22 protein-coding genes and 1 other RNA gene are annotated in these 18,094 nt (G+C 33.8%); 17 read left to right on the plus strand and 6 right to left on the minus strand.

Annotation, left to right across the window (positions count from 1 at the left end):
* The first annotated feature begins 35 nt into the window (after positions 1 to 35).
* From FFM71_RS02650 to FFM71_RS02665, 3 genes are all read left to right on the plus strand, one after another.
* Positions 36 to 908 carry a hypothetical protein gene (locus FFM71_RS02650; protein ID WP_137610646.1) on the plus strand — a complete coding sequence of 291 codons (873 nt, stop codon included), beginning with the start codon at positions 36 to 38 and terminating at the stop codon, positions 906 to 908.
* Positions 909 to 1,012: 104 nt separating this feature from the next.
* Positions 1,013 to 1,222, plus strand: coding sequence for a DUF4429 domain-containing protein (locus FFM71_RS13565; protein ID WP_137610647.1), 210 nt, complete (start codon positions 1,013 to 1,015; stop codon positions 1,220 to 1,222).
* 1,446 nt (positions 1,223 to 2,668) lie between these two features.
* Positions 2,669 to 4,060, plus strand: a complete 1,392-nt coding sequence (locus FFM71_RS02665; protein WP_137610648.1) for an IS1380 family transposase — start codon at positions 2,669 to 2,671, stop codon at positions 4,058 to 4,060.
* 34 nt (positions 4,061 to 4,094) lie between these two features.
* Here FFM71_RS02665 and FFM71_RS02670 read toward each other — a convergent pair whose 3' ends face one another.
* Genes FFM71_RS02670 through FFM71_RS02680 form a run of 3 tightly spaced genes read right to left on the minus strand, consistent with a single transcriptional unit; the run spans position 4,095 to position 5,406 of the window.
* Positions 4,095 to 4,853 carry an IS1380 family transposase gene (locus FFM71_RS02670; RefSeq protein ID WP_171000447.1) on the minus strand — a complete coding sequence of 253 codons (759 nt, stop codon included), beginning with the start codon at positions 4,851 to 4,853 and terminating at the stop codon, positions 4,095 to 4,097.
* Positions 4,819 to 5,124, minus strand: a complete 306-nt coding sequence (locus FFM71_RS13760; protein WP_263390686.1) for a transposase — start codon at positions 5,122 to 5,124, stop codon at positions 4,819 to 4,821. Before FFM71_RS13760 ends, FFM71_RS02670 begins: the two co-directional genes overlap by 35 nt.
* Before the next feature lie 39 nt (positions 5,125 to 5,163).
* Positions 5,164 to 5,406 (minus strand): transposase, encoded by a 243-nt coding sequence (locus tag FFM71_RS02680; RefSeq protein ID WP_137610651.1) that lies wholly within the window; start codon positions 5,404 to 5,406, stop codon positions 5,164 to 5,166.
* 394 nt (positions 5,407 to 5,800) lie between these two features.
* Between FFM71_RS02680 and FFM71_RS02685 the strand changes: the two genes are divergently transcribed.
* The 6 genes from FFM71_RS02685 (at position 5,801) to FFM71_RS02705 (ending at position 8,777) form a co-directional block, all read left to right on the plus strand.
* Positions 5,801 to 6,046 carry a hypothetical protein gene (locus FFM71_RS02685; protein WP_137610652.1) on the plus strand — a complete coding sequence of 82 codons (246 nt, stop codon included), beginning with the start codon at positions 5,801 to 5,803 and terminating at the stop codon, positions 6,044 to 6,046.
* Positions 6,047 to 6,074: 28 nt separating this feature from the next.
* Positions 6,075 to 6,314 carry a hypothetical protein gene (locus FFM71_RS02690; RefSeq protein WP_137610653.1) on the plus strand — a complete coding sequence of 80 codons (240 nt, stop codon included), beginning with the start codon at positions 6,075 to 6,077 and terminating at the stop codon, positions 6,312 to 6,314.
* Positions 6,315 to 6,381: 67 nt separating this feature from the next.
* Entirely contained in the window at positions 6,382 to 6,906 is a 525-nt protein-coding gene (locus FFM71_RS02695; RefSeq protein WP_137610654.1) for a hypothetical protein, read from the plus strand.
* A 458-nt stretch (positions 6,907 to 7,364) separates the two neighbouring features.
* The gene (locus FFM71_RS02700) at positions 7,365 to 7,640 is read left to right on the plus strand and encodes a polymorphic toxin type 50 domain-containing protein (RefSeq protein WP_223876464.1); all 276 of its coding nucleotides are present in this window, start codon (positions 7,365 to 7,367) and stop codon (positions 7,638 to 7,640) included.
* A complete protein-coding gene (locus FFM71_RS13765; RefSeq protein WP_263390683.1) occupies positions 7,641 to 7,772 on the plus strand; it encodes a hypothetical protein in 132 nt (43 codons plus the stop codon). It begins immediately after the preceding gene.
* Positions 7,773 to 8,054: 282 nt separating this feature from the next.
* Positions 8,055 to 8,777: a hypothetical protein gene (locus tag FFM71_RS02705; protein WP_137610656.1), complete on the plus strand. Its 723-nt coding sequence runs from the start codon at positions 8,055 to 8,057 to the stop codon at positions 8,775 to 8,777.
* Positions 8,778 to 9,029: 252 nt separating this feature from the next.
* On the opposite strand, the gene FFM71_RS13880 is transcribed toward FFM71_RS02705, so the two are convergent.
* Entirely contained in the window at positions 9,030 to 9,155 is a 126-nt protein-coding gene (locus FFM71_RS13880) for a putative holin-like toxin (protein ID WP_373278784.1), read from the minus strand.
* Between the two features lie 485 nt (positions 9,156 to 9,640).
* Positions 9,641 to 10,006, minus strand: a transfer-messenger RNA (tmRNA) gene (gene ssrA / locus FFM71_RS02710).
* Positions 10,007 to 10,152: 146 nt separating this feature from the next.
* Here ssrA and FFM71_RS02715 point away from each other — a divergent pair.
* Positions 10,153 to 10,800 (plus strand): DUF3862 domain-containing protein, encoded by a 648-nt coding sequence (locus tag FFM71_RS02715; protein ID WP_171000448.1) that lies wholly within the window; start codon positions 10,153 to 10,155, stop codon positions 10,798 to 10,800.
* A 64-nt stretch (positions 10,801 to 10,864) separates the two neighbouring features.
* Here the strand turns inward: FFM71_RS02715 and FFM71_RS02720 are convergent, their stop codons facing one another.
* On the minus strand, positions 10,865 to 11,470 hold the full coding sequence (locus FFM71_RS02720) for a YitT family protein (RefSeq protein WP_171000449.1): 606 nt from the start codon (positions 11,468 to 11,470) through the stop codon (positions 10,865 to 10,867).
* Positions 11,471 to 11,674: 204 nt separating this feature from the next.
* Between FFM71_RS02720 and FFM71_RS02725 the strand changes: the two genes are divergently transcribed.
* The 7 genes from FFM71_RS02725 (at position 11,675) to FFM71_RS02755 (ending at position 17,928) form a co-directional block, all read left to right on the plus strand.
* Complete coding sequence (locus FFM71_RS02725) at positions 11,675 to 12,364, plus strand: LysM peptidoglycan-binding domain-containing protein (RefSeq protein ID WP_137610659.1); 690 nt, start codon at positions 11,675 to 11,677, stop codon at positions 12,362 to 12,364.
* 236 nt (positions 12,365 to 12,600) lie between these two features.
* A complete protein-coding gene (locus tag FFM71_RS02730; RefSeq protein WP_171000450.1) occupies positions 12,601 to 13,299 on the plus strand; it encodes a GntR family transcriptional regulator in 699 nt (232 codons plus the stop codon).
* A 146-nt stretch (positions 13,300 to 13,445) separates the two neighbouring features.
* Complete coding sequence (locus FFM71_RS02735; protein WP_137610661.1) at positions 13,446 to 13,754, plus strand: PTS sugar transporter subunit IIB; 309 nt, start codon at positions 13,446 to 13,448, stop codon at positions 13,752 to 13,754.
* Between the two features lies 1 nt (position 13,755).
* The gene (locus FFM71_RS02740; RefSeq protein WP_137610662.1) at positions 13,756 to 15,156 is read left to right on the plus strand and encodes a PTS sugar transporter subunit IIC; all 1,401 of its coding nucleotides are present in this window, start codon (positions 13,756 to 13,758) and stop codon (positions 15,154 to 15,156) included.
* A 78-nt stretch (positions 15,157 to 15,234) separates the two neighbouring features.
* A complete protein-coding gene (locus tag FFM71_RS02745) occupies positions 15,235 to 15,564 on the plus strand; it encodes a PTS lactose/cellobiose transporter subunit IIA (protein WP_137610663.1) in 330 nt (109 codons plus the stop codon).
* Positions 15,565 to 15,568: 4 nt separating this feature from the next.
* Positions 15,569 to 17,062: a sialate O-acetylesterase gene (locus FFM71_RS02750; protein ID WP_137610664.1), complete on the plus strand. Its 1,494-nt coding sequence runs from the start codon at positions 15,569 to 15,571 to the stop codon at positions 17,060 to 17,062.
* Between the two features lie 2 nt (positions 17,063 to 17,064).
* Entirely contained in the window at positions 17,065 to 17,928 is an 864-nt protein-coding gene (locus FFM71_RS02755) for an ROK family protein (protein WP_137610665.1), read from the plus strand.
* The last annotated feature ends 166 nt before the right edge of the window (positions 17,929 to 18,094 follow it).

Below are 18,094 nucleotides of genomic sequence, written 5' to 3' on the forward strand. Positions count from 1 at the left end.
AGCACTTAATAGTGAACTTGATTGAGTGCTATTTTTTGGCTTCAAAATTATTTTTAAGAAAACCAGTAATATCAATAGATATAAAACCAAAAATGGTGGTATATGGGCAGAATTATGTGTCATATAGGATTGATATTTATTTTTTATTGTATTTAGGTTGTATGTATCTAGAACTATATCAAGAGAGCATATTATTGAAAATACTAAATCGAAGATTGTTGGTTAAATTTGTTGATGAGAAAATTGTACTATCAACCATGAATGGTAATATCCATTTCTCATCATATGAATATTTTAAGAAGTTAGAAGAAGGGACCAACGATAAGGGAAAAAGTGATAAGAATGAAAATGCTGGATTTGAGATTGATAAACCGAAGGATCATATAATATTTTATAGAATATTAAATAAGGATGAACCGTCTTTAGGTGCTAATAATCTTAAAGGAGCAAAGTTGTTACCCTATAAAAGAGCAACTTGGAGGACTAGTTATCCTGATGAGGATAGAATGTATGGCATTTCATGTTTTACTGTTATTGATCCTTATAAAGATTCGAAAAATGGAGAAGTGAAATCTAGTTTCGTAAATGATATTAGTGAGATATCCAATAACAGACATCTGCTATTATTTCCCGAAGATGATTTAATAAAAGCAATTGAAGATTTTGTCACGGAGAGTAAGGAAAATGATATGGCGTATAGTATTACATATGGAGATGTGGAATACCTAAAAAGTAATGTTGGTAAAAGAAATGGCCTTCAAAAAGATCCTAGTTATGCTAAACAGCATGAGTGGAGAATTAAAGCAAATATGGATATTTTGAATGATAAAGGAAATATGGTTTTGCCTGCTTTAGACATTGGCTTAGTACGTGATATTAGAGACATTAAATTTGTTAAAATTAAATGATTCGTCATAATTTTTTAGATTAACTATGGAAGAGTCCTATATTAAAGTACTATTTGAAGTATACTTTGATATATTTTATCTATAAATATGTATAGAGAATCATAATGGAATCTAAAGAGATTATTGTAAAGTATCTGGGCAAAACTATTATCGCTTATGATAGTGATAAAATTACCATCACTCGAAAGGGTGCATTAAATTTTATGAATCAAGGCATTAAAGGGACAAAAACAATACCCTTGAAGTCAATTACATCAATTCAACTTAAAAATCCTAGTATGACAAATGGTTATATATTCAATTCGGTGTTTTAGGTGGCTTAGAATCAAAGTCTGATGTATTCAATGCTACTCAAGATGAGAATACTGTAATGTTTTCAAAGAAATACTATGATGATATGGTTGATAAAAAAATATTGAAAAAATTATTTTTAGCAAGTCATCTGATAATCAGCCAGTTTCAAGTACAGTAGATGAGTTATTAAAAATAAAGCAATTATTAGATGTAGGAGTTCTAACAGAAGAAGAATTTCAAAAACAAAAGATTAAGATACTAAATTATTGATTCATTGTTTTTGATATGTTAAAAATTGGAACGTGCCTGATTAAAAATAACCTGTTATACTATGGACATACAAAAAGAGAGATGCAATAGTTACATCTCTCAATTATATATGTTTGTAGTAAACACAAAAGATATAGTAAATCAGTGGTTAAATCTATCTTTTCGGTCTTTTGTATTACTATTTTGATAGGCCTAATTAACTTTTGCAGAAGTTAATTTTAAGAGGTCTATTTTTTTATTAGATCTTTAAATTTATCAATAGCAATAATTAATTTCCTCATGCCATCTAAAGTATTCGCAGTTTCATTTAATAACTGTGAAATAGAGTTCATTAGATAAGCTAGAGATCCAATAAATATTGTTACCAATATAATCACACCAACCAGTGTTTCTAAGGCAGTTCCCTTCTAAGGAAAATGATGTTTTGATTGAACATTGACATCACTCACTTTCTTGGTTTTGCCATTGATTTACTATGGTTCCTATTATATCAAGGTTTTTAACTAATTTGTCGGTTGCAATTTCAAACATATTGATACCGTACAGGAGTAAAGCGCTTGGAAACATTGATAAATGGCTATTTTACCATGCGATATAAGATATAGATTTTTTTAATTTTATATCGCTATATATGGTTAAAACTCGTGAAAATATATTTAAATAAATAATTTTCACGAGTTTTAACAGCTTATTTTCATGTGGCTACTTTAAAATATTACTAATTAAATAACCTTTAAACTCGCCAAAGTTTAGGGACGGTTATTTTTTTCGATTAAATTCGAGTATTAGAACTACCAACGTTGTAAAAGAGATCATCAACGTTAAAGTCCGGTAAAAAACTCATGGTTATCCTTCGAGAGGTAAAGCCATTTTATTAATCTCATAAGGCATCACCTCACAGTATCATGAAGTTAACTATCGCCATTGACTTGCTATCTTTAATATGATCTAATATCAATTAGATTAATGAAATCCATTTATTGAAATCTTAATAGATCTCGGAATATTCATTTGAAAGCTAGAATATCTTGACCATCTCTGCGGTCACAAGATATTCTGGCTTTTTTTATTACACCCATCAGGTGTAATAAAATGTGAATGGAAAAAATAATTTATCAAAAAAATAATAAAAAAAGAACCCCACAATGTTATTGTGAAGTTGCGAAACAAAACAATAAGCAGAGCAGGAGTTCCTAATGAACAATATACTAGACTATACACTAGATTTCAATCACAATATTTCTTTTTGCGATGATGGCACAGAACTTACTAATGACGCTGGATTACTTTTATTGAAAGACCATTTAATCCGAATCAATCTTGAACAGATGATTAAAGATGACTTTTCTGATGTTGAGTGGCGGAGCCACCCGAGATATCATCGTCCAATATTATTGACACAAATAGTACTTCAAAAGATTGCCGGATATCCGAATGATTCTATGGCAAATTCATTAAAGGAAGATCCAGTCTTTAAACTTTGCCTAGGGCCAAATAACTTGGCATCTCAACCTACAATCTCTAGATTTATTAATTGCTTGGATTCTAGAGCCATTGATAGTTTTAATGAGTTAAACATGGATCTAAATCAAAAATTAATTATGCAAAAAAATCAGACTGAACAATTGATTGATGTCGACTCAACTCATTGTGACACCTACGGTGATCAAAATGAGTCGTCCTACAATGCTCACTATTCATCTGTTGGTTTCCATCCATTGGTTGCTTTTGATGGTCTATCTGGAATGTTCTTGGGGGCACAACTTAGGCCCGGAAATGTTTATACTTCAACGGGTGTAGTTGATTTTTTAAGACCAATTATCGATTTTTATAAAAGATTTACTTGTGACATGAATGTATTAATTCGAGGAGACAGTGGATTTGCGACACCGGAACTTTATCAATTATGTTTATCTCAAAAAGTTAATCTTCTCATCAAGCTTAAGGCTAACGCCAGGCTTGATGTATTAGCTGACAAATATGCCCAAAACATTGCTTTGGATGATTTCAAATCACATTATTTTAATCTTAACTATCGAGCATCATCATGGTCCGATGATATAAGACCAAGGGTAGTTTTAAAGGCAACTCGTCATAATGGTGAGTTATTTTGTCGTTATGAATTTTTGGTTACGACCCTAACCGAGCTGTCAGTTTCTAAATTATTTCATATGTATAACAACAGAGGTGTTGCTGAAAATTTTATTAAAGAAGCCAAACGTGGATTTGGATTTGATAATACCAACAGTCATAATTTTCAAGCTAATCAAGTTCGTATGTGGTTAGCCATTTTGAGTTATACGATAACATTGTTATTTAAAAATATGGTACTTCCAAAGAGTATGCGGACAAAAACTGTTAATACGATACGTTTTTACCTTTTCCATATTGCCGGGCGCGTGACTAGTCACGCCTGCAAAATTCTAATACATTTAAGTCACAGTAATCCCTCACGAATTATTCATAAAATCATTTTTCTGTGTTCACATGGGAAAATGATTTTTTGTTTGATAATTAAATGGCTTTTGGTGTCTTTTATTATTTGTCGTTTGATTTTGAGTACGCAAATAAAATCGACTGATTTTTAATCACTCGACTGACAAATTTATTTGGCTATAAAAGTTATAAAATTAATTTTTGAATATTGTGGAGCAATCGAAAGAACCAGTTTTTGTAATGATAGTTTGAAGCAAGATGAATCTGCACGAGGTGAGCATGATTAGTCACGCGACCGGCAATGTGGAATAGTTTGAAACGTAGGCTTTTTGCCGTTATTCTGGTGCCTTTAGGCACCAGAAGACACTTAAAAAGCTGCATTAAATTATAGGCGATACCGCCTATAAGAGCTCGAACAGCATTGGCTATAAAAGTAGAACTATTGGTTTTGTCAAAGCCAAAACCATTCTTAAGTTCTTTTATATCATTTTCAACATTACCGCGATCATGATATACAGGAAACAATAAATCTGAGGATAAGCTATCCATGTTTGTGACTACAAAAGTATATGTCCAGAAGGCTAATTCTCCTGCCTTATGTTTTGCATTCACAACCACACGATATGGTGTACTCCATGTCTTTGCTCGATAGTTTAATTCTTTGGAAATAGAAACGTCATCATAAATATTCAATTTAGTATCTGCAAATAAATCATTGGCTCTGTCGTTTAAGGTTGCGTTAGATTTAAGACGAACGATAAAGTAGATATCTCGCTTAGAGCACACATCGTAAAATGCGGGTGCGGCGAAGCCGGAGTCGCCACGAATGACGATGTCGGCTCCAGGAGCAAATGATTGGATATGATCCAGCGTGTGAATAATAAATTTATCGGCATCCTTACCGGTGTACTCATTTCCTGGACGAACTAATGCGTCCAGTAGCATACCAGAATGGCGGTCGAAGAACCACCTGTGGATGATAACCATAAGCCATGTAGTGTGCATTAAAGGCGGAAGATTCTTGACGGCCAAATGTATCGGAGTGGGTCGAATCAAGGTCAACAACGAATTGACGTTGATTACTTTTTTCAAAGAAAAGTTGAGCAATGTCCCAAAGTAATTGACGAAACTCATCAAGGTTATCGCTTGTGATTATGGAAAAGAACCGAGAGATGGACGGTTGAGAAACAAGTTTCTCACGTCCAATAATCTTCATCAAAACAGGGGGTCTCTACACCAATCATTAGCTACACTATCATTCAAATAACCTGCAATGTTCTGAAGGACTTTTTTGCGTTAATATCTCATTAAAAGACGCACGACAGAATTTTCGAGGATCAATGATATTCATAGTAGAAGCAATAAGACAATCTAACTTGATTTTATGAAAGAATTCAAATATGAGGGAAATGCCTGCATCGTTGGTCAAAAGACCACCATCAGCAGAAATTGAAATATTTGAATTGCTTTGAAGTTTAGTAGATAGTAAAGTAGACATTGTGTTGAGCCTCCGATTGTTTCGTTTTCGTAGACTATAACAATATCACGAAGGCACACCCAATGGGTGAAAAACACGAAATGCGCAACCTCATGCAAGTCATGAAGTTGCGCATTTTTTATTAGAACTATTAATAATCCGGGTAGAGTTTATAAAAATAAAGCATTAATTGGTCTAAATACAGGCAGTAGCACCGTTTTAAACTTAATCAGTGAAATATTATTGAAAGAGAAATTCAAAGGGGGAATGAGACCCCTACGGACTCACAGCCGGAGTTCACGCCGTCACTGTACGTTTTTTCTCATGAATTTAATGGGGCGGTCTGATATAGCGTAGACTATTATTGATTTGGTATAAAAATTACAAAAATACTGGAAAAACTAAGGTGGAATAAATGACAATTGATGAGTTAAAAGAGAAAATCATAGATGAAGGGTCTGGTTATACTTTTAGGTATGGTGAGAAACTCTGCGGTATGGAACCGATAGTGGAAAAGGGAGTATTTACTTTTGGCGCTTGGTCAGGCGATAAGAACAAAGATTATGCAGATATTGATGATTTGATGACTGATAAATTTTATTCAGGAAAATCAATTGAGGAATTACTTAATAATAATGATATTGAATTAGATTTCATTTAAGTCATGAATGTTATGAGAGGTGACCACCATGAATATAGAACAACTTAAAGCAAAGATTTTGGATGATGGTTCAGGTTTTACTTTCACATTAAATGGTAATCCTTGCGGTATGGAGCCTGATTACAAAAATGGTAAGACAGTTTATGGCGCTTGGTATGTAGAGGGTAATAAATATTACTACAATATTGATGATCTAATGAATGATAAGTTTTTTTGTGGTAAGTCAATGGCTCAATTAATTAACGATATTGAGTTGGATTTTATCTAGTAGATGGGTTCCACTAGGTACCTTGAAACCTTAATCAATTCCAGTTAGAAAAAAGGAAGTATTCGTAATGTTGGAAATGGTAAAACTTTGGGTTCAAATAATAAGTACGATAGCAACCTCAGCAGGCGTTTTAATATCGCTATATTATTCGAGGGCAAAATCAAGAACTAAGTATTCTTTCTTTTGTAAACTTGTTAATCAAAGTGATAGAGTTTTAAGCCAGAACGACTATAAGAAAATAGAGTATGGTGTTACTAGCGCAAATGAATTTGATATTGGAATCCAACAGGTTGGGATAGAATTCATGTCGAACCCTTTTGGAAAGCCGATTTATAGAGATTTTAAATTCTTTGATGAAAACAGCGGGGAAACTTCTAAGGCTAGAGAAATATATTCTCGTAAAGCTAACGCATATTTTGGTTTAAAAGAATTTAATGATAGATGGAATAAAAAAATGTACGTAAGACCATATATTATTGATATGTCTGGAAGACTAATAAAAATGAATTGGTTTAAAATGATTAAGCATAGATTTAAAGTTAAAAATTTTGCTTATAAAGGAATTCCTAATAGTTATTTTGATTTACTTTAGTGAAGGGTAATAGCGAGTTAAGTTTCTAAAACTAGATGGTTAAATATTAAAACATGGAAACAGGAAAATATAATATCGAATACACAAAATTTATATCAAGTAGGGCATTTAATTTAAAAAAGTCTTGAAACTCAGGATTGCATGTACTGTTTATTGGAAAGTCTTATAAGTGTTGTTAGAGTTTAACCGACTTTAAGTGAACACCTACAGATGTTTATCGAAGACATGAACACTGTCGTTGTATTGTTGAGTACAGACTGGGTGATTTTAAAAGTAACAATCGAAAAGTTGATTCAGCTCAATTTAAAAAATATTTAGATGTTTTAGGCAATGAATCCGTACCTGTTTCGCTATCACAATTTCAAGAGTTAAAATATAATGATTCTGAAGAGTGGAAGTAACTTGAAGATCATTATTTCGTTAAGAGCCAAATTAAAGATGGAACTTTTGGTAATGTAATCAATCCAGAGAAGCAAGCTGCACATATGGCTTCAACTAGGATTAATGGTAAAAGTTATTTTGATGATAATGTTGATGTTCAAAAATTATTAGATGAATATTCTGGAACGGGAAAAGTTTTACAAGATAGAAATGGTAGAAGAACGAATGCTGAAGTGGTTTATCTTGATAAGTCCATTGGTATAGAAGGAAGTACAGGCAATAAAGTTTCGGGAATTAAAATACATCATTCAAAAAAGAGAACTCATATTGTTCCAGTTAGAGAGGGGAAATAAATGGATTTAATTAAATATCTTGATAAAAAAGTAAAGATTGTTTTTGACGATGAAACCATTTATGCAAAAGTCATCAATTATACCTCAGCAGAGGATAATGAGCCCGATGATGATGGAAACCTACGGTGGTGAAGCTATTACTGTGATAGCTCTTAAAGACACACTACACATGCCAAAAGATAGTGAGTTTGAAGTATTCCTATTTGAAATAAAATCTATTGAAGTAATTTAGAAGCACTTAATCGTGAATTTGATTGAGTGCTATTTTGAATGAAAAATGGTTTTTAAGAAAGCCAGTAACATCAATAGTTATAGAATTCAAAATGGCAGAATTATTCGTTATATAGTATTGATATTCATTTTTAATTGTATTTAGATTGTACGAATCTAGAACCATATTAAGGGGACACATTATTGAGAATACTAAATCATAGATTATTGGTTAAATTTGTTGACGATAAATTTATATTATCAACTATGAATGGCAATATTCATTTTTCATCATATGAATATTTTAAGAAATTAGAAGAGGGAACTAAAGACAAAGGAAAAAGTGATAAAAATGAGAACGCCGGGTTTGAGATTGACGAACCGAAGGATCATATAATACTTTATAGGATATCAAGTAAGGATGAACCGTCTTTGGGTTCCAATAATCTTACGGGAGCAAAGTTGTTACCCTATAGAAAAGCGACTTGGAGAACTAGCTACCCTGATGAAGATAGAATGTATGGAATTTCGTGTTTTACTGTTATTGATCCTTATAAAGATGTGGAAAATGGACAAGTGAAATCAAGTTTCATAATTGATATTAGTGAGATATCTAATAACAGACGTCTGCTATTATTTCCGGAAGATGAATTAATAAAAGCAATTAATGATTTTGCTACAAAGAATAAGAAAAACGGTAAAGGATATAGTATTACGTATGGAGATGCAGAATATTTAAAGAATAATAAGGGTAAAAGAAACGGTCTTCAAAAAGATCCTAGTTATGCTAAACAGCATGAATGGAGAATTAAAACGAATATGGATATCTTGAATGATAAAGGCAATATGATTTTACCTGGTTTAGATATTGGTTTAGTGCGTGATATTAGTGATGTTAAATTCGTTGAAATTAATGACACCTTATAATCTTTTAGGTTAACCATTGAGGTGATTTTATATTCCGTGTCGTATTTGGATGACACCCTATTGCAACAAATAGAGGTTTTGATTATAATTGAGCTATAGCTCAAAGGTAACTAATAGTTACTTTCGTGCAATAAAAAAGAGGGATGTTGTAGCATCCCTCAGTAATTCGATAGCCGGTTTAAGACGGTGGCTATTGTTTATAAACTTATTTTAATAATAAATGACCGTAAACTATGCCAAAAGTTTAGACGGTTATTTTTTTTGATTAAATTTGAGCATTATAACTACTAACGTTGCAAAGGAGATCATCAACGAGAGAGCTTCAAAAACACTCATGGTTATCCTTTCGAAAGGTAACACATTATTAATCATAGGCATCACCTCAAATTTTCTTGAAGTTAGCCACCGTCTTTGTAACTTACTATCACGTTTTATTATCCAATAACAATATGATTAATGAAAGATACTTATACAATTTTTAATAAAAATGTCATTGTTGGTTATTTAATCAGAGTTATGCATAAAATGACTAATAAACACCGTCTTTTTAGTATGTATATTTTTATGCTGGATTACTGTTAATATTGAATACTAAGCCCTTGAAGAGATATTGGGTTTTAACATTGATGTAAATTACTGTAATAAGTAATCTAATGATGTTAGTATGAAATTCTTCAAAGTAAAAAAGCCACCACATGAGAATGTGATGACAACCGCCCGACCAGTAATATTATTTATTTTTAAATTGATTAAGTTTTGACTAAGTAAAACTGCTTTTGACTAAGCTGTAATTGATTCATGAAAATAAAAAAACCAGTCATACCAAGGCTTTTATGCCTTAATACAATTGGCTAGAATTTATATAATGGAGGTGAGGGGAATTGAACCCCTGTCCAAGCATAATGCTATGCAAGCATCTACACTCATAGTTGTATCATTTAATGTTTCGCCACTATGTACGCCATACAACCAGGCTAGCCATAGTAGCTATTCCGACAATCTCTTTTTAACTATTCAGAATGCACAGTCAAACGTAGCCCAATTAATTTGAGACCCAATTCTAACCCTTGAGCAAAGCTAGGCTGGATCACGCTTAGACTGTTTTTAGGCAGCTAATGCGTATGAATTATTATTTTTTGCAGTTATAATAAACTGTGTGTTTTTAGAGGGACACGAAACCCTAAGTGCAGCTTGCACGCTACTACACATGTCGAATCCAGAACACCCCCATGAATGTTCACCTTAATATAATAGCTAATTTTCCATTATATAGCAAACAATATGAGCTTATTTTTATAAAAAAAGTAATGCTTTAAAGGTGCTACTTGGCATGAATCTTGTTAAAATACTAGGTGTGAATGGAGGTATGAAAATTATGGATGAAAATAACAGTAAGCCTTTCTATAGAAGAAACTGGTTTTGGATTACAATATTTTCTATCTTTATTGTAGTGTCAGCCACAACATACGTTGCTAATTTCTCGTTTTACAAGGGTCAAGCCGATAAGGCGACAACTAGTCAAAGTAAAAGTTTAACTGAAAAAAAGAAAATGGAAGAGAATCCTTCATTAGTAGCGAAGTATAATTCCATTAAAACCGGTAAAAAGGGTTTCAGTAAAGATGCAGTTGTTAAATTATTAGATCAACCAAGTTCTGTTCAGCAGCTAGATGCTAAAAATCCCATTGCAACACTCATTTGGAATGGAGCTGACGGAAATCAAAATGTGTTGATTCAAATCACTTTTGAAAAGAATCGAGCAGTATCTAAATCAATTCAGGGCTTAACTATAGATAGAAAGAAGCTCTTAACACTTCAAGACTTTGACAAGCTACAGAGTGGTGATAGTTACAACAAGGTCATTAATACATTAGGGGATCCCGATGATTACTCTGATACAAATGGAGTTAAAACGTTAACTTACAATTCAGACCTACTTGAAGCTGATTCAACAGCTGATGCTCTAATCAAAATTGAGATTTCTAATAATAAAATAATCTATACGCAACAGCAAAATCTTAAATAAAGAAAAATAAAAAAGGTGCATATGTCAAAATGTTCGAATTTCGATACTTTGATATGTGCGCCTTTTAGCGTGCCAATCTTCTGGCATGAATGATACCGAAGCCTTTAATCGAAAGACTTGAAATTCCAACTGACATAACTGCCAGAAGAAATGAGAAGATATCAGTTAATGCAATATTTCCTAAACAGACAATTGCATCAATAATGAATAGACTGATATATTTGTCGACTCCAAAGTTTTTATGGATGATCATTGGGGGAACCGTTGTCCCACCACTCGACATATTTAAGGTATATAAAATTGCTAAACCAATTCCAAAAATAATACTTCCAACTATTATAGAAATAATTCTACTGTCAGGGATTAGGTTGTAAACCGGTGTTATATATAACAACAGTGGAAGCATGAAACTCCCAAGTGCTAATTTGACCGTTGTTTGACGATCTAAATGTAAGTAAGCCAGTACTAACATCACAATATTTATGACAAGAACCGAGATGAATGTTGGGATTTTCCACCCTGCTTGCAACAAGATAGCGATTCCGGTAGCTCCACCGGCTGCTATGCTGTGCGGCTCGAAGAACATATTTAGACTAAATGCGATAAGTTCCAAAGCGACTAACATTATTAGTAGTTTTGCGGACAATCTTTTTTTATTCTTTTTCTTCATATATATACTATAGCATGAACATACCTTCATGACAATAAAAGTCTGAAGTACCTTAAATGCCATTATTTCAAAAATATTACTAAGATTACATAAAACGGCGAAAATGTAACTTCTAAGTGGTCGTCATGTAATATTGAGCTGTTAGTATAGCACCATAGCAATTGAGAGAAATTAAATTTTAAACATTAAGGATGTAATTAATTTATGAAAAAAGTTTTATCTATCGCTTTAGTAAGTGCCATGGCATTGACAGGAATTCTAGCTTCAACAAATACAGCTCAAGCTGCTGTAACTAATGGCAACACAGTTACGGTTGAAAAAGGGGATTCTTACAAGAGTATCGCTGAGGCTAATGGAATCAGTATTTCTGCATTGGAACAAGCTAATGGACGTGAAGTTGGCGGATTTGACTTAATCTACCCAGGAGAAACCGTTACACTACCTGGTACTTCAAATACAACAACTGATACATCTACTGATACAACAAATACAACTGCAGCCTCAACAGGTACAGCCTCAACAGGTACAGCCTCAACAGATACAGCCTCAACAGCTACTACAGATGCTCAAACAACAACTGATACAACTTCACAAGCTACAACACAATCAACAAGTACAACTGGTACTTCACAAGGAACATTCAAGATTTCTTTCTATGATCCAGCCGTTCTAGGTTCAAACATGGGTTACAGTGGTGTCGCCGCTAACCTTTCAGTATTCCCTAAGGGTACACAATTGAAGATCACTTTATCAGACGGAACTGTACTCTACAGAACTGTTAATGATACAGGTACATTTGCCAATACTAATTCACAACAATTAGATGTTGCTATGCCTAGTTCTTCAATCCCTTCATATGGTGTAACTACAGCTTCAGTTGAAGTTTTATCATAATTTAAAAATTAAATGCAATGAACAATTGCAGAAAAGGGAACTTTCTATTAATTTAGAGGGTTCTTTTTTTGTTTTATCCTTGTTTTTTGGGTATATATCGGTTTTAAAATGGTTTAATATTGATAATAGGAAATGATGTAGAAGTTTTTAATAAGTGCGTTATAATATGCGAAGACACCTTAATAATTAGTTATAACAAATTTTAGATGCCAAGGAATGATGTCGGAGGGAATTTTATGAAGGAAACACCCAAATATGTGGTGGTAGCAAATCATTTACGACAACAAATCCTGGAAAAGCAATATCAAATCAATGAGCAATTGCCACAAGAAACAGTAATTGCTAGTTCTCTTAATGTCAGTAGAATCACCGTTAGAAAAGCATTGGACATCTTGGTAGAGGAAGGATTGATATATAGGATCCAGGGATCAGGAACTTTTGTCAAAGACAATCAAGCAAATACGGGCTTCAGTCATGGTAAGAGATCTTTGGAAATATTTGATTTCAATAAGTATCAAGTTGATTTATTAGAGTTTGGTGTTGATAAGCCAAGTGAAAGTATTATGGATCAGTTGAATATTAATAAGTTTGATTTCACTTATGGAATAGAGCGCTTAATCAAGGATAAGAACACTGTTATAGCGTTACAACGGACGTTCATGCCGGTGAAAATTATTCAGGGTATGCAGATGGATTCTTTGAAAGGTTCGATTTACGACTTTGTGGATAAGGAATTAGATCTGAAAATTGATTCCGCAATCAGAACTATATCAAGTGAAATTTCTGATGATCAAGTAACTAAGAAGTTGGGCTTAGATAAGCCAGAACCATTGATAACAATGGAACAGCGATCATTTTTAAGTAACGGACAGATTTTTGAATACTCTTATACATATATGAGGGCGTCACAATATTCAATACATGAGTCAATTTAGAACAATGAATTATCATTTAATGATAATTCATTGTTCTTTTTTATTGTATTGAATAATTTGTTATAACAATTTATTATTTTGTATTGACTTAGAAATGAAATTGAACTTATAATGTAACCGTTAACAAGAAGAAGGGGGTTTCAATTATGAAACAGTTAAAAATTGCTATTTTTTGTAGCGGTGGATTTTCAACAAGTCTAATCGGTGCCAAAATGCAAAAGGTATATGACGCAGAGGGAAAGGATGTAAAAGTTGATGCTTATGACTTCGGTATGGTTGATGAAGTTGGGGATGACGTTGATGTCATTTTATTAGCACCACAAATTGGCTGGGCCTTTGACCAAACCAAAGAGGGTCATCCCGATACAAAGGTTATTCTTTTGACAATGCAACAATTTGGTAGCATGGATGGTCAAGTCTTAGTAGATGTCTTGAAAGAGAAGGGAATAGATTAATATGGCTAAGGGAAAAGGTTGGCAAAAGTTCCAGGCTGAATTTACCAAGACTGCTGGTAAAATCGCTGCGAACAAATTACTTTTAACATTACGTGATTCCTTCATCATAGTTGCCGCAACCTCAATGATTGCTGGATTTGCTATCATGATTCAAAACGTTTTTATCGATCCTACTAACGGACTTATTTTCGGTCAACAAGGATTGGGACTTGGTAAAATGATCAGTGGTTCTTGGAAAGCTTGGGCCGCATCGGGATTATTCAATGGTTTAACAACGACTGGGAACTTAATTGGATTGGTTTCTAATGGTTCTCTAAATACTTTTGCTATTCTACTTGTAGTTATTTTTTCACACACATTTTCACGTAAGTATTTTCCAAAGAGTAAGGAGCATATGACTTCAGTTCTATACGCTTTAGGTGCATTCTTCATCTGTATGCCTTGGAAATTCCAATATATACCAGATGGTTCTAAGAAAGCTATCAATGTTCTTAATTATATGGATACTACATTCTTCGGAACTAAAGGTGTTTTCGCCGCATTACTAATTTCTGGATTCTCTGTTTGGATCTACAATAAAGTTTTGGAAAAGAATTTTACTATTAAGATGCCAGACTCAGTTCCACCCGCAGTTGCTCGTAGTTTTGAGTCATTGATTCCCGGTGTTATTACAATGGGTGTCTTCATTATTCTTACTGGTATCAGTACAACATTAACTGGTGAAACAATGCCAGAACTATTACTAACAGCTTTGCAAAAGCCAGCTCTTGCTATTTCTGGTACAGGATTATTCGCCTTTGTATCACAAATAACATGGAGTCTACTTCAATGGTTCGGTATTCACCCAACATCAATTTGGGGACCAATCTTTGGATTAACATGGAATATCAATGATACACAAAACATGTTAGGACAAGCACATCACGTTTATTCAACATTGTTCATGAACTTTTCAACTGTTGCTGCTGGATCATGTTCAGTATCACCAGTTCTAGCATTGATGCTATTTTCAAAGAGACTTGCTGCAAAGAAAGTTTCAAAAATTGCTTTAATGCCTGCTATCTTTAATATTTCAGAACCAGTTACATTCGGTTTACCTATTATCTTGAATCCTTTGTACTTCCTTCCATGGCTAGTTGCTCAACCATTGGCATTCTATATCGGACTATTCTTTACAAAAATAGGATTCATCGGACCTATCGTTAATAATGTTCCATGGACAGTACCAACATTACTATCTGGATTACTATACACAGGTTCAATCAATGGATTGATCGTACAAGCAGTTATCGTTGCAATTACAACAGCAATTTACATCCCATTCATTCAAATGGATAACAGATTGAATCCTGATAATCCTGATAAAGAAATGGAAAATGCAGCTGCAGTTGCAGAAGCATAAATATAGCTTAGCTTTAACGAGTCTCCAGAACTGAAAAATGTTTCTCAAATTTGGAGATGGCAAAGGAGAAAAAATATCTTGGATGAAAAACAATTAAAAAGAGCAATGGAGTTGATCTCAGTTGCTGGTACCGCAAAATCACAATGTGTTGAAGCTATGACCATTGCTGAAACTGGTGATATTGACGGCGCAAGAGAAAAATTGAAGACAGCACATAAGACTTTGCATGAAGCACATAATATTCAAACAAAATGGATGACTGATGAAATGAATGGTGAAAAGGTCGAAAAATCAATTATGTTGATCCATTCCCAAGATCACTTTATTTCTGCAGATATTATGATGACTGTTGCTGAAAAAGTCATTAATTTACATGAAGAATTAAATACTCTTAAGGCTAAGGAATGATTTTATGGCAACAGAAGTATTAGAACTTGATCCATTATATTCAAATAATATGGTCATACCGGCTAATAAAGCCTTTAAGATAAGTGGTACTGCAGCCAGTAATACCGACGTTTATGCAGAAATAGATAATCAGGTTTTGCGTACTACTTCTGATGCTAACGGTAGTTGGTTAATTGAAGTTGCTCCAATTGAAAGTATGGTTGAAACAACTTTGAAGGTACAAAGTTTGGATGAAGAAATAGTTGTTAACAACGTTAAAACTGGACAAGTTATTCTTCTAACAGGGCAATCAAATATTGAATATGAATTTCAAAATGATTGTGAATATCAAGAACAATTAAAAAGTATCAACTTTAAAGACGCCTATTACTATAACGTGCCCAAACTTGAATATCATGACGAGAACCAAACTTTACCTGTTGACTTGCCAATCCCGGCATGGAAATCGGTAAAAGATACCACGGCTGGCAGTCTCTCGGCAGTTGGTTATTGGATGTTGAAACGTCTGAAGCAAATATATCCAGACCAAGTAGTTGGAATCATTGACTGTTATAAAGGTGGAACTTCGGCTTCTTCATGGGTACCAGAGGATGTTTTGCAAAGTGACGATGAATTAGTGGCGACTTTTATCAAACCATTCCATGAAGCAATTGATGGTAAAACGACAGATGACTTTAAGAAAGAGTTTGCTGCTTATAATGCAGAAGTTGATGACCACAATACTAAGTTGAGTGCCTTTACCAAAAAGTATCCGGAGGTTTCTCTGAGTGATGCCAAGGATAAAGTAGGGCACACGCCATGGCCACCTCCAATGACGCCAACGTCGTTTCTAAGGCCAAACGGTTTGTATCATACAATGATTGAAAAAGTTAAGAACTATCCATTCAATGAAGTTGTCTGGTATCAGGGTGAAAATGATGCTCCAAATCCTAAAGTCTATGAGAAATTATTGCGCGGATTGATTATTAGTTGGCGAAAATTATTTAACAATACTTCGTTGCCATTTTATATTGTTCAACTTCCAGGATATTTTGATGAACCAAAAGATGCATGGCCAATGATTCGTCAGAGTCAATTGCATGCATCTCAAACAATAAATGATGTGCACTTAGTTTCAATTTCAGACACGGGTGATATGCACAACATTCATCCTGAATCAAAACGAATCGCCGGTACTCGTTTGGGAGAGATTTTATCCGGTATTCAATACCGTGATACACCGACAGTATATAAACAAGAAATCGTTAATAATGGGTTGCTACTATTTGTCAAAAATGCCTCAACTTTGAACTCCAGAGGTAATGTTTATATTTCCATCAGAAATAATCAGGAGTGGATCAAGCAAGAAGTATATACCCAGGGCAATACAGTGATGATTCCTAATGCTGAACATGCAATTGAAATCAGATACGAATATAAGAATTTTCCTAAATGTACGATATTTAATGAGTACGGGGCACCATTGTCACCGTTCGAAATGAAAGTGGGCAGAGACTGATTATGAAGAATTTAGGATTGATTGATATCGGTGGAACTTCGATCAAGTTTGCCGTATGGAAAGATAATGAATTAAAGAAATTAAAACCAGTACCAACGCCTTCAACATTAGGAGAATTTTATAATGTTCTAACTGATCAAGTAGAAAAAATGAAACAATATCAGATTGTTGGTGTCGGAATTAGTTCACCTGGTGCTGTTAATAAGAAGATTGGTGTAATTGAGGGTGCGTCAGCTATTCCTTATATTCATAATTTCAAAATTCAACAAGCATTGGAAGAAAAGTTTGGATTGCCAGTAAGTATTGAAAATGATGCTAATTGTGCAGCCCTTGCTGAATTGGATTCGGGTGCTGGCAAAGATGTTGATAGTTTAGTCTTCTTAATTGTCGGAACTGGTGTCGGTGGTTCAGTGATTATTGATCATAAAATTTGGCATGGTGCTCACTTATTCGGTGGCGAATTTGGATTCATGCTATCAGACAATCAAAATACATTGAGCAATCTGGGAACCTCTGTAAGTGTTGCCAACAGATATAATGTTAATTCAAAGCCTATTTCAAATTATTCTGGTAAAGAAGTGTTCGATTTAGCCAAGCAAGGCGATAAGCGTGCTCAAAAAGAAGTACACACAATGTATTACGCCTTGGCTAAGAGTATTTACAATTTACAATATAGTTTTGATCCAGAATTAGTTGTACTTGGAGGAGCAGTTTCTAATAATCCTGACTTGATTCCGGCGGTTAATAAAGAAATTGAAAAAATTAGAAATATAGTTGAAATTGCATCGATAAAACCGCAAATTGTTGCATGTCATTATACTGATGAAGCCAATTTACGCGGTGCATTGGTAGATTTTAATCAATAGAAAAATAAGGATTGAAAAGTCAGTGTAGTTTTCCGTTTCCAGAGCTAAGAGTATTCATATGCTGCGCGGAACGGCCCGAGCCAAAGTGCGGTCTCGAACCTCGGTTGAAGACTCACCAAAAACCGGTAAGTCTCCAACACGCCCGGTGGTGTAATGGCTAAAGCCA

It is taken from the genome of Companilactobacillus huachuanensis (assembly GCF_005404815.1).
GTDB lineage: Bacteria > Bacillota > Bacilli > Lactobacillales > Lactobacillaceae > Companilactobacillus > Companilactobacillus huachuanensis.

Coding starts and splice junctions, on each gene's coding strand:
- FFM71_RS13565 (WP_137610647.1), top strand. CDS start 1,013: ATGGAATCTAAAGAGATTATTGTAAAGTATCTGGGCAAAACTATTATC.
- FFM71_RS02665 (WP_137610648.1), top strand. CDS start 2,669: ATGAACAATATACTAGACTATACACTAGATTTCAATCACAATATTTCT.
- FFM71_RS02670 (WP_171000447.1), bottom strand. CDS start 4,853: ATGCTACTGGACGCATTAGTTCGTCCAGGAAATGAGTACACCGGTAAG.
- FFM71_RS13760 (WP_263390686.1), bottom strand. CDS start 5,124: ATGAAGATTATTGGACGTGAGAAACTTGTTTCTCAACCGTCCATCTCT.
- FFM71_RS02680 (WP_137610651.1), bottom strand. CDS start 5,406: ATGTCTACTTTACTATCTACTAAACTTCAAAGCAATTCAAATATTTCA.
- FFM71_RS02685 (WP_137610652.1), top strand. CDS start 5,801: ATGACAATTGATGAGTTAAAAGAGAAAATCATAGATGAAGGGTCTGGT.
- FFM71_RS02690 (WP_137610653.1), top strand. CDS start 6,075: ATGAATATAGAACAACTTAAAGCAAAGATTTTGGATGATGGTTCAGGT.
- FFM71_RS02695 (WP_137610654.1), top strand. CDS start 6,382: ATGTTGGAAATGGTAAAACTTTGGGTTCAAATAATAAGTACGATAGCA.
- FFM71_RS13765 (WP_263390683.1), top strand. CDS start 7,641: ATGGATTTAATTAAATATCTTGATAAAAAAGTAAAGATTGTTTTTGAC.
- FFM71_RS13880 (WP_373278784.1), bottom strand. CDS start 9,155: ATGCCTATGATTAATAATGTGTTACCTTTCGAAAGGATAACCATGAGT.
- FFM71_RS02715 (WP_171000448.1), top strand. CDS start 10,153: ATGGATGAAAATAACAGTAAGCCTTTCTATAGAAGAAACTGGTTTTGG.
- FFM71_RS02720 (WP_171000449.1), bottom strand. CDS start 11,470: ATGAAGAAAAAGAATAAAAAAAGATTGTCCGCAAAACTACTAATAATG.
- FFM71_RS02725 (WP_137610659.1), top strand. CDS start 11,675: ATGAAAAAAGTTTTATCTATCGCTTTAGTAAGTGCCATGGCATTGACA.
- FFM71_RS02730 (WP_171000450.1), top strand. CDS start 12,601: ATGAAGGAAACACCCAAATATGTGGTGGTAGCAAATCATTTACGACAA.
- FFM71_RS02735 (WP_137610661.1), top strand. CDS start 13,446: ATGAAACAGTTAAAAATTGCTATTTTTTGTAGCGGTGGATTTTCAACA.
- FFM71_RS02740 (WP_137610662.1), top strand. CDS start 13,756: ATGGCTAAGGGAAAAGGTTGGCAAAAGTTCCAGGCTGAATTTACCAAG.
- FFM71_RS02750 (WP_137610664.1), top strand. CDS start 15,569: ATGGCAACAGAAGTATTAGAACTTGATCCATTATATTCAAATAATATG.
- FFM71_RS02755 (WP_137610665.1), top strand. CDS start 17,065: ATGAAGAATTTAGGATTGATTGATATCGGTGGAACTTCGATCAAGTTT.